Source organism: uncultured Helicobacter sp. (assembly GCF_949282165.1).
Classification (GTDB): Bacteria; Campylobacterota; Campylobacteria; order Campylobacterales; family Helicobacteraceae; genus Helicobacter_F.
In genome coordinates, this window is the sequence record NZ_CASDOV010000004.1 from 158,002 (window position 1) to 164,773 (window position 6,772).

The 6,772-nt window shown below is 48.8% G+C and carries 10 protein-coding genes; all 10 read right to left on the reverse strand.

Annotated features, from left to right (window positions below; genetic code table 11):
- Positions 1 to 59: 59 nt before the first annotated feature.
- Positions 60 to 935, reverse strand: coding sequence for a carbon-nitrogen hydrolase (locus tag ACH2BK_RS04060; protein WP_394995160.1), 876 nt, complete (start codon positions 933 to 935; stop codon positions 60 to 62).
- Positions 935 to 1,108: a hypothetical protein gene (locus ACH2BK_RS04065; protein WP_395002181.1), complete on the reverse strand. Its 174-nt coding sequence runs from the start codon at positions 1,106 to 1,108 to the stop codon at positions 935 to 937. The genes ACH2BK_RS04060 and ACH2BK_RS04065 overlap by 1 nt, the downstream gene beginning before the upstream one ends.
- Positions 1,095 to 1,796, reverse strand: coding sequence for a ThiF family adenylyltransferase (locus tag ACH2BK_RS04070; RefSeq protein WP_394995164.1), 702 nt, complete (start codon positions 1,794 to 1,796; stop codon positions 1,095 to 1,097). The genes ACH2BK_RS04065 and ACH2BK_RS04070 overlap by 14 nt, the downstream gene beginning before the upstream one ends.
- Before the next feature lie 24 nt (positions 1,797 to 1,820).
- Positions 1,821 to 2,627: a 5'/3'-nucleotidase SurE gene (gene surE / locus ACH2BK_RS04075; protein WP_394995166.1), complete on the reverse strand. Its 807-nt coding sequence runs from the start codon at positions 2,625 to 2,627 to the stop codon at positions 1,821 to 1,823.
- Entirely contained in the window at positions 2,627 to 3,493 is an 867-nt protein-coding gene (locus ACH2BK_RS04080; protein ID WP_394995169.1) for a polyprenyl synthetase family protein, read from the reverse strand. Before ACH2BK_RS04080 ends, surE begins: the two co-directional genes overlap by 1 nt.
- Before the next feature lie 8 nt (positions 3,494 to 3,501).
- The gene (locus ACH2BK_RS04085; protein WP_394995171.1) at positions 3,502 to 4,521 is read right to left on the reverse strand and encodes a PDZ domain-containing protein; all 1,020 of its coding nucleotides are present in this window, start codon (positions 4,519 to 4,521) and stop codon (positions 3,502 to 3,504) included.
- Positions 4,522 to 4,530: 9 nt separating this feature from the next.
- The gene (locus tag ACH2BK_RS04090) at positions 4,531 to 4,833 is read right to left on the reverse strand and encodes a YbaB/EbfC family nucleoid-associated protein (protein ID WP_395002182.1); all 303 of its coding nucleotides are present in this window, start codon (positions 4,831 to 4,833) and stop codon (positions 4,531 to 4,533) included.
- 18 nt (positions 4,834 to 4,851) lie between these two features.
- Positions 4,852 to 5,211, reverse strand: coding sequence for an aspartate 1-decarboxylase (panD, locus tag ACH2BK_RS04095; protein WP_394995176.1), 360 nt, complete (start codon positions 5,209 to 5,211; stop codon positions 4,852 to 4,854).
- A gap of 79 nt (positions 5,212 to 5,290) precedes the next feature.
- On the reverse strand, positions 5,291 to 5,689 hold the full coding sequence (locus ACH2BK_RS04100) for a glycosyltransferase (RefSeq protein WP_395002183.1): 399 nt from the start codon (positions 5,687 to 5,689) through the stop codon (positions 5,291 to 5,293).
- Positions 5,690 to 5,697: 8 nt separating this feature from the next.
- The coding region (locus ACH2BK_RS04105; protein WP_395002184.1) for a glycosyltransferase family 4 protein at positions 5,698 to 6,772 on the reverse strand (1,075 nt) is incomplete at its 5' end.

Sequence of the window (6,772 nt, forward strand, 5' to 3'; positions counted from 1 at the left end):
CGCCAAGGTACAAAGCCACAAATCACACACAGGCTAGATTCACACCGCTTAAAAGCCTGCTAATCACAGAATCTTTTTAATAGTGGCTTAAAAGATTCTATACGCCTATCACGCAAAAATGGCCACATACGCCGCACTTCCTCACTCCTGCGCAAATCTATATCCACCAAAATCGCGCCTTCTTGCGCGCAATCTGCCTGTGCCAAAAGCTCTCCTTGCGCACCAAAAGCAAAGCTATGCCCCCAAAATCGTATGCCCCGCGAAGTGTCGCTGCTATCTGGCTCAAAACCCACGCGATTTATCGCCACTACCGGCAGTCCGTTTGCTACACTATGCCCTCTTTGCACCGCTATCCACGCTTCTAGCTGCCGAGACTTCTCCTCCTCACTATCCTCATCAAACCACCCAATCGCCGTGGGATAGATGAGCATCTGCGCGCCTTTGAGTGCCATTATACGCGCTGCCTCGGGATACCACTGATCCCAGCACACGAGCACGCCTAGCCGCCCCACGCTCGTATCGATAGGCTCAAAGCCCAAATCCCCGGGCGTGAAATAAAACTTCTCATAAAACTGCGGATCGTCAGGAATGTGCATTTTGCGGTATTTGCCCGCAATCTCTCCGCTAGATTCAAACACCACTGCGGTATTGTGATACAGCCCCGCGGTGCGTTTCTCAAAAAGCGAGCTCACAAGCACCACGCCTGCCTGCTTTGCCACATTAGCGAAATACGCCACATCGGATTCAAAGTCATTGGCATAGTCAAAAAATTTAGGATTTTCACTCTGACAAAAATACTCGCGCGTATGGAGCTCCTGCAGGCACACTAGCTGCGCACCACCCTCTGCTGCGCGCAACACCTCATCTCTGCTGCGCGCCATACTCGCCTCCCTACTGCCCGCATAGGCTTGCTGGATAAGCGCGACTTTAGGCATCACTCCTCCTCATACTCATAGTCTGGATTCTCATAGTCATCGTCGTCATAGCCACTGCCCGTGCGCCACTCCTCCTCGCCATACTCAAATTCATCTTCATACTGCGGATTTTCCTCTTCCTCGTAGTTTTCATACACTTCATCATCTTCATACATATCTTCACTTATGTGCATAATTCTCTCCTTGCAAAATATCTCGCACCACTTCCGAAGCAATTACCAAGCCAAAACTCCCCGTAACCGCGCTAAAGCTCCCCAATGCCTTGCATTTAGGCTCCTCTGGGCTAAAGACGACTTTTATCTTTGCTGTGCGTGTAAATTTTTTGAGATTCTCACGAAATTTGCGCGCAAACTTATCACCATAGCTTTTCCACACATTTGCCACTTGTATGCGCGTGGGATCGAGCTTTTTGGCACTGCCTGTGGAGACGATATAGCGTCCATAGGGCTTTTGTGAGGCGATACGCGCGATGGCGACTTTAGCGGGTATATCATCTATGGCATCGATGATATAGTCATAGCCCAAAATATCGTGCGTGCGCAAAAACTCCTCATCCACGCGCCTCCTTAGCGCGATCACACCGGGGTATTTGCGCGCTAGCACCTTTACTTTGGGCTCGCCTACGCACTCAGAGCCGATTTGACGGTTTTGGTTGGTTACATCAAAGCTATCAGAATCTACGATGGTTATCTCCCCTATGCCACTCCGATAGAGACAATCTAGCGCGAAACTCCCCACGCCACCCACGCCAAAAAGTATCACGCGCGTGCGTTGTAACGCCCTAAAGCCCTCGCCAAAGAGAATCCTAGAGCGTGTGAATCTATCCTCGCCCACAGCCTTATTTGTCAGAATCTCACTCATAGTCCGCACTCACAGCCCAAACACTCATAGCCACTTTTGCACACCGCGCACATCTTCATAGCTTGTGAGATCGAGCTTAATGGGTGTGATAGAGACATACTGCTCCCTAATCGCGTCAAAATCACTCTTCCCACCAAACACCTCGCCATTAACCTCAGGCATATCCGTGCGCGCCTCCCACATCAGGGGCTGCAAGCCTAGCCAATGGTATTCCTGCCCGCGTGGATTGCGGTGGAGTTGGGCTTCGTTGCCATAGATTCTATACCCCATTTGTGTTACTAGCGTCCCCTTGCACTGCGCGGGCGTGATTTGTGGGATATTGACATTTAAAAACTTGCGTTTGCTTAGCGGAAAACCTTTAGCAAAAATCCGCTCCACAAGCGCGCTAATGCTCTCGCACGCTAGCGCAAAATCAAAATCTTGTGCGAGATTTTTATCACGCATAGCTTGAGAGATAGCAATAGAATCTATCCCGTGCAGACAGCCCTCCATAGCCCCAGCAGCCGTGCCAGAGTAGGTAATGTCCTCGCCCATATTTGAGCCGATATTAATCCCAGAGATTACCAAATCCGGACGTGCATTCTCGCCATAAATATTGTTGAGTGCCAAATACACGCAATCACTTGGCGTGCCATCTTCAAGCTTATAAAAATCATCATCGACTTGCACAAACCGCAAGGGACGCGTGATACTTAGCCCGTGCCCGCACGCAGATTTTTCACTAGCGGGGGCGACTACCACGATTCTCGCGAAGTCTTTAAGCGCGTTTTTGAGTGCCAAAAGCCCTCTAGATTCAAAGCCATCATCGTTTGTCAAAAGTATGTTTTTCATCACTCTCCTTTAATCATAAAATACGGCTCTATGAGCGCGAGTAGATTGCGCGCTAAAATCGTGGGCAGCAGGGCAAGGCAGGCACGCATAGATTCTATAAGCTCCTCACATTGCGTGCGCGCACCCTCTATTCCTAGAAGATTCACATAGGTGTTTTTGCCCTCATCATTGTGCAGAGTCTTGCCCTCTAGCGCGCTATCGCCTAGCACATCGAGCAAATCATCGCGCACCTGAAAGAATAGCCCCAACGCCGCACCAAAGCTATCAAGGTGTGTGCGCACCTCCTTTGGAGCATTGGCGATGATCGCGCCAAAGCGCAGGGAAGTGGCGATGAGCTTTAAAGTCTTGTTTTGGTGGATAGTCTTTAGCTGCTCAAGGCTTAGCCTAGTATTCTCATACGCACAATCTAGCACCTGCCCTAGCACCATACCGCTAAAGCCCGCATTGCGCGCTAACTCATAGATGAGCTCGACTTTTGTCTGCGGGCTTAGGCGCGCGGTGCTTAGGAGCTCAAAGGCATAGGTATTGAGCGCATCGCCCACGAGCAGAGCGAGTGTCTCATCATAGGTTATGTGCAAAGTCGGATAACCGCGGCGCAAAGGGGAATTGTCCATACAAGGCAAATCATCGTGTATGAGCGAGTAAGTGTGCAGAGATTCTAACGCAAGCGCGGGGAGGAAGGCATTTTTGCGCATTTGGGGCGCAAGGGACTCCACCACGCACAGACACAAAGCGGGGCGAAACCTCTTGCCCCCCGCGAGCACCATCTCCCACAACGCCTTTTGGTAGCTAGGGTGGAAGCTCTCCACCTGTGGCGCACTCTGCCTCACAAACTCCTCAAACTCCTGCATAATCGCTCTGTCCATATCTCTCCCTAAATCTTTATAAAAAACTCAAACTCGCCGCGGCGCACAAATAGCTGAATCTTGCCCTCATACTTGGCAAGCTCCTCTGGGGTAAGCGTGTGGCTTAAGAGGTTTTTTAGATTCTCTAGCGTGGCGGGTTTTTTGTTTATCCACACGATTTTATCGCCCACTTTGAGTTCTTTGAAGCGATTTGGTGCATCGTGCTTGCTCAAAATCACTAGATTGCTATCAAGCCTAATCCCAAAGCGTTCCAAAAAAGTATCGCTTAGCAAAAATCCGCCATAGAGTCTATCGGGCTTAATCGCAAAATTTAGAATCTCCCCGCCGCGGCGCACCTGCACCATAGCTTCCCGCGTGCGAGGGAGATTGGTAATCGCCCAAATGGCTTGCGTGCTCGAAGTGATTTTGCTCGCGTTTATGCTCACGATCTCATCGCCTTGCAAGAAAGGATTATGCGGAAAAAACGGATCGCTTAGCACCACCACCGCGCGTTTAGAATCTAATCGCACGCCAATATCGCTATAAGCAACCTCTTTAGCATTTAAAAATCGCTCAATATAGGCTCGCTCGATAAAGCCCTTGCCGCCCACGCCCACGCCATAGATTTGGTAGCAGATATTGCCAATCACGCTATTGCGCTCTAGAGTGTTAGAAAATTGCGCATAGTGCGTGTAGCCGCCCTGCCGCCCTGTGATATGCCCTCTAATGGGGGATTTAGCAGATATGGCTACGAGATTTTTATCCTCTATCGTGCGTTTATCGAGTGCAAGCAGATCGTAGCTTAGCTTGGTGGGTGCAGATTCTATGAGATAAAATCCCATAAATGGATCGCTTTTTAGAATCTTAGCCTTTGGCGGGGTGCGCGCATAAAGGAAATACACCACCTTGCCATTGTGTTTAAGCGCCACCGCGCGCGTATCGCCCACCGCCACGCTAGCGTTTTTGTAATACTCCATACAATGCGTATAATCATACTCCTGTGAGCACAGAGCACACACAAAGGCACAGCAGAGCACCCACCACTTCAAAAGCGCGCCTTATTTTTTAAACATATCAAAGCCGCCAAGCATATCAAGCGCACTTTTTTGCTTGTTTTGCTCGACATTTTTATACACGTCATTAATCGCGCCTATGAGCAGAATCTGCAACGAGTCCTTATCCTCTAGCAGGCTATCATCAATTTTTATATCCACCACTTCGCCCACGCCATTGAGACTGACTTCTACTAGTCCGCCACCACTTTTGGCAGTGAAAATCATCTCTTTATTTTTATCAGCAAATTCTTTTAGTGAATCTTGGATACTGCCAAACATCGCACCTAGCTGCTTTGGATCAAACATACCTCTCCCCTTTTATCTTTAAGAAATGCAAATAATGCGATTGTTTGCCTGCGCATCTATTTGCACGATCGTGGGCTTGAAGCCCTCGCACTCACTCTCCTCTAGCAGCGCATACGCCACAATGATCACGATATCGCCCACTTGCGCCTTGCGTGCCGCTGCGCCATTGATACATATCTCGCCCTGCTTGTCTCCATAAATCACATAGGTGCTAAAGCGCGCGCCATTATTGCAATTTAGCACATCGACTTTCATTCCCTCTTTGAGCTTAGCACTTTTGGCTAGATTCTCATCAATCGTGATAGAGCCGACATACTCGAGATTGGCATCACTCACCCGCGCACGATGGATTTTAGAATACAACATTTCAAACTGCATAATCCCTCTTTATACATAGCAAGATTCTGTGTGATTGCGGGGTATTTTAGCATATTTTTGGGGTGTTTTTTTGCAAATCCTAGCTTTGGTAAAGCGACAAAAGGTTTTTTAAATATTGTTGGTGTGATAAACCTTGCACAAGCAATGCGCGCTTAGATTCAAACTCTCTCCAAACTATGGGATAAGAGCCCAAAATCTCGCTCATCTTCGCCACAAGATGCGCACCCTCCTCCGCATAAAGCTCAAAGCTAAAGCCACAAAACTCCCTTGCAGTATCCCCGTATGCGCCTATGCCGCTTGCGAGCGGGATCGCTCCGCTTAGGGTAGATTCAGCAATGCTTAGCCCAAAAGTCTCATAGCACTTTGTGGGCATCACGGCGAGTTTGGCATAGCGCAAAATACGCGCCAAGTTCGCAGGGGATTGGGAATCTAAAAACACGATTGGGTAACGCGCGTATAAGCAAGCTAATATGAGCAATATATCAATTAAGATAATGCCCCCCCCCCGAGCTCATAAATTTTCATAAGATCGCGCAGATACTTGGGGTTGCCGAGGTTTTGCACGATTTCCTCACGCTTTGTGATAAACTCCTGCCAAATCTCCTCATAGGAGCGCAAACTCGAGCTAAGCACAATCTCAAGATTCTCTACATTTGCCAAAAACCGCTCGCCATAGGGCTTAGATACATCAATCTCAAAGGCAAAGCTGCACCCACAAAACTCCTCAATCGTCTCCTTGAGCGCGCCGATACGCGAGACGAGAGGCAGTGCGCCTGCGAGGATAGACTCCACAATCACCAGCCCAAAAGTTTCATACCATAGTGAGGGCACCACAGAGATCTTGGCGGTTTTTAGAATCTGCGCTATCTGCGTGGGCGATTGTCTCCCAAGGAATGTGTAGTGCGTGATAGCACTCTGTGAATCTTGTGAGCGCGTTTGGTGTGGATTTGGTGGGATTTTTGGAGCTAGGAGGCTTCGTGCGAGATTTTCACAACGCGCCCTATCCTCGCCATCACCGATGATACAAAGCTGATATGAGGCAAACTCTGGCTTTTTGATAAGCCTCGCAAACGCCTCGATGAGTAGGGGCACATTTTTTTCCGGTGCGAGCCTGCCAAAAAACACGATGAGATTTTGCTTATCCTTTAAGCGCACATCAGAGTTATAAAACTGCATTTGTATGGGGTTTTGCAGGACTTCTAGCTTTTTGGGATCAAAGCCATCATCTTTATGCTTTTGGCACTGAAACTCCCCCACACACAGGATTTTATCAAAGAGCTTGTCCTCGTGCATAAAAATCCCACAATAAAACAATGTGCGCACGCCTTTTAAAAGCGAGTATATCCGCCCGCGTCTGTCGCAGTTTTTCCACATAATGCGAAACTTTGAGTGCCCTATGCACGCCTCACAAATGGATTTTTGCGCGTAGTTATACAAGCCGCCATTAGGACAAACGCCAAAGTTATGCTGCGTAAAGATAAGCTTAGTGTGAGGGAATTTGCGCTTATAAGAGCGCAGGGCAAAGAGCACGCTGGGGCTTAGGCGTGAGAGGTAGTTTTGG

Coding starts and splice junctions, on each gene's coding strand:
- panD (WP_394995176.1), bottom strand. CDS start 5,211: ATGCAGTTTGAAATGTTGTATTCTAAAATCCATCGTGCGCGGGTGAGT.
- ACH2BK_RS04080 (WP_394995169.1), bottom strand. CDS start 3,493: ATGGACAGAGCGATTATGCAGGAGTTTGAGGAGTTTGTGAGGCAGAGT.
- ACH2BK_RS04065 (WP_395002181.1), bottom strand. CDS start 1,108: ATGCACATAAGTGAAGATATGTATGAAGATGATGAAGTGTATGAAAAC.
- surE (WP_394995166.1), bottom strand. CDS start 2,627: ATGAAAAACATACTTTTGACAAACGATGATGGCTTTGAATCTAGAGGG.
- ACH2BK_RS04070 (WP_394995164.1), bottom strand. CDS start 1,796: ATGAGTGAGATTCTGACAAATAAGGCTGTGGGCGAGGATAGATTCACA.
- ACH2BK_RS04060 (WP_394995160.1), bottom strand. CDS start 935: ATGCCTAAAGTCGCGCTTATCCAGCAAGCCTATGCGGGCAGTAGGGAG.
- ACH2BK_RS04090 (WP_395002182.1), bottom strand. CDS start 4,833: ATGTTTGATCCAAAGCAGCTAGGTGCGATGTTTGGCAGTATCCAAGAT.